The sequence below is a fragment of the Photobacterium sp. OFAV2-7 genome (assembly GCF_022347985.1).
Taxonomy (GTDB): Bacteria; Pseudomonadota; Gammaproteobacteria; order Enterobacterales; family Vibrionaceae; genus Photobacterium.
Window position 1 is genome coordinate 1 of the sequence record NZ_JAKRFQ010000672.1, and the last position, 2,958, is coordinate 2,958.

The 2,958-nt window shown below is 41.2% G+C and carries 3 protein-coding genes; all 3 read left to right on the forward strand.

Going from position 1 to position 2,958, the window contains the following annotated elements; translation table 11 throughout:
- The first annotated feature begins 397 nt into the window (after positions 1-397).
- A complete protein-coding gene (locus MHN01_RS22815) occupies positions 398-1,252 on the forward strand; it encodes a PAS domain-containing protein (protein WP_239413637.1) in 855 nt (284 codons plus the stop codon).
- Between the two features lie 11 nt (positions 1,253-1,263).
- Positions 1,264-2,667, forward strand: coding sequence for a bifunctional diguanylate cyclase/phosphodiesterase (locus MHN01_RS22820; protein WP_239413638.1), 1,404 nt, complete (start codon positions 1,264-1,266; stop codon positions 2,665-2,667).
- Between the two features lie 169 nt (positions 2,668-2,836).
- Positions 2,837-2,958: LysR family transcriptional regulator (locus tag MHN01_RS22825; protein WP_239413639.1), on the forward strand; the 122-nt coding region annotated here is incomplete at its 3' end.

The window sequence follows — 2,958 nt, forward strand, 5'->3', positions numbered from 1 at the left end:
TTCCCATTGGTTGTGAACAAATTATTGTTGAATTCCTAAGCTTTAATTTTTAGAAATACTCTTGTTACTTATCAACTAAAAATATATTAATTGAAATAACACACTGTAAAAAACAATATGCACCTAGAGTCGTAATCATTTTGATATTTGAACATGTTTAGATTTAGAGAAAAGCCTAATTAACTGTTAGTATTCTGCTGAATAATCAATATGTTTGATATACACCACTAAAAAACAACAAAAAATCAAAGATATAGACAACCAAGCATTCTTAACGCTTTAGTTATTAACGTATTTATCTTTAGTTTTATACCTCAAAGTATTGGCTTAAAATCTGTTAATTCTTCATATCATTAAGTAATATATAGCTATATCAATAAATAATAATCTAATTCAAATGAAATCTAATCCCAACTTGTTATCACAAGTAAATCAGTTACAAACTGAATTAGCCCCGATACACGAAACGAACAAGTCACTTTCTCATGAGTTAAGTAAAAGTAGTGAACGGTTTGTCATTGCGTTGCATGGTGATAACCAAGCGGTGTGGGATTGGAACCTGAATACTGACGAAGTCTACTACTCTCCACTCTGGAAATCGATGCTGGGTTACGAAGAGGATGAATTAGAAAATCATTTAGATACCTGGAAATCGCTGGTCCATTGCGACGAGCAAGAAGCCATTTTAGAAAAAGTTCAAAATTACATATCAGGCAGGTCAGACTCTTTTGAAGTGGAGATGCGTTTACGTCACAAACAAGGTTATTACGTTTATATTCGATCTATTGCGCTTCGAGTGTCAAAGTTCTCCGACTCTAAACCTAACCGCCTTGTGGGCTATCATGTCGATATATCAAAGCACAAAAGAGCAGAGCTGTTCACCCAAAAGCACACAAAAATCCTTGAAATGATCGCCAAAGGTTTTCCTACCTCCGATATCTATAATGAAATCGCACTAATGTATGAAAACCTCTATGTCGGCATGCGTTGTTCCATGCTCGAGCTGGAAGGAGACACGCTACTGCATGGCGGAGCGCCCAGCCTACCCCAAGAGTACTGTGACGCGGTCAACGGCCTCAAAATAGGCCCTAACATCGGATCCTGTGGAACATCCACCTACACAGGCAAAAGGGTTCTTGTTAAAATATTGAAACCGACCCCAAATGGTCTGCAATCAAACATGTCGCTCTTCCGCATTGCATGCGTTGCTGTTGGTCGGAGCCAATCATCAGCTCCACCGGTAAGGTATTAGGTGCATTTGGCATGTATTACAACCACCCTGCGCTCCCGACCGAAGATGAATCAGAAGCTCTAACTTCCGCTGCCATGCTGACCGGTATAGTTATGGAAAGAGATCACAATCAAAAAAGGATCAGGGAACTCGCCTATACAGATGAGCTCACAGGGTTTTCAAGTAGAAGTTGCTTATATGCCAGCCTTCAAGCATTGATAAAGCAATCTTCAAATACTGACAGTCGATTTAGTGTCTATTACCTGGATCTCGATAACTTCAAAGATATCAATGATAGCCTTGGACATGATGTTGGTGACATGCACCTCCAAGAAGTTGCTGAACGGCTAGCTTCTGTTGGCCAAGGGGAGCATTTTCTAGCAAGACTTGGCGGCGATGAGTTTTGCATCATTGCCAAAGAGGCAACGAACAAGGATTTTGCAGCAAGCATAGCCGCTCGTTACCTCGCCATAGTAGCAAAACCTTCCGAAGTCTCTGGCAGGACGTTCTTTCAAACCTGCAGCATTGGAATTGCATTCTATCCAGAAGATGGCAGAGACCTTCAGAGCTTGTTGAAAGCAGCAGATACCGCGCTTTATACCGCAAAAGATCAAGGTAAAGATCAATATGCTTTCTATAGTAAGGAACTGGCGGCTGAAGCTGAATACCGTTTCCAAGTAGAGCAATACCTCAGAGAGGCAATCGAACAAAACGCTTTATCTCTGGTCTATCAAACCCAACATGATTTGGAATCAGGCCACATCGTGGGCGTGGAAGCGTTATCTCGATGGCATCACCCTGAACTGGGACAAGTTTCACCTATTCAGTTTATCGAAATCGCTGAACGAATAGGTATGATAAAACAACTTACGGAAAACGTCCTTAAGAAAGCATGTACACAATTGATGGCCTGGAAAAAGCAAGACTTACCCACTATGCGCGTGGCTATCAATATTTCTCCAAATCACTTTCTTGATCCTGACTTTATTCCATTAATTTCAAGAGTTATTGCTGAAACAGGCATTGCGGCATCAGATTTAGAATTAGAAGTGACAGAAACTGTTTTTCAAACGCACCAGAAAAACCTATCAGTATTTCAGGAACTGAAAGCACTAGGGGTGTCATTGTCTATCGATGATTTTGGTACAGGCTATTCCTCATTCGCCTCTCTCAAACACCTCACCGTTGACTGCATTAAAATTGATAAGTATTTCATTGATGATTTGCTTACCGACCAGAAGACACAACTGCTAGTTGGCTCAATGATAGAAATGGCGCACAACTTAGATTGTAAAGTCGTCGCCGAAGGAATCGAAGAGCCGGAACAAGCGCACAAATTGAAGCAACTTGGATGTGATATGGCGCAAGGTTATCTCTTCAGCAAACCTGCCCGCCCCGAAGACATCTCAGCAATTGTTAATGGTAAGGCCGAGTGAGCCCTGCCATGTTTTCAGGATGTGTTCACCATTAGCACATCCCCTATCAGCTCATTCTGGTACGAATCTGATACAAGTTGAAACTTTGCTTGAGTCATAGTGCTTATTGTAGACATTTTAATTGCAACTTTGGGATAATCAGCAACATCACAAGGATTGGAGAAGTAATGTGAAAAGGGTTTTCGACGACCTAAAAGTATTCTGTGCCGTAGTCGACAAAGGAAGCCTCAAACAAGCTTCAGCTGCCTTAAACATACCTCACAGTACAGTAAGCCGCAGGATCGACGCGCT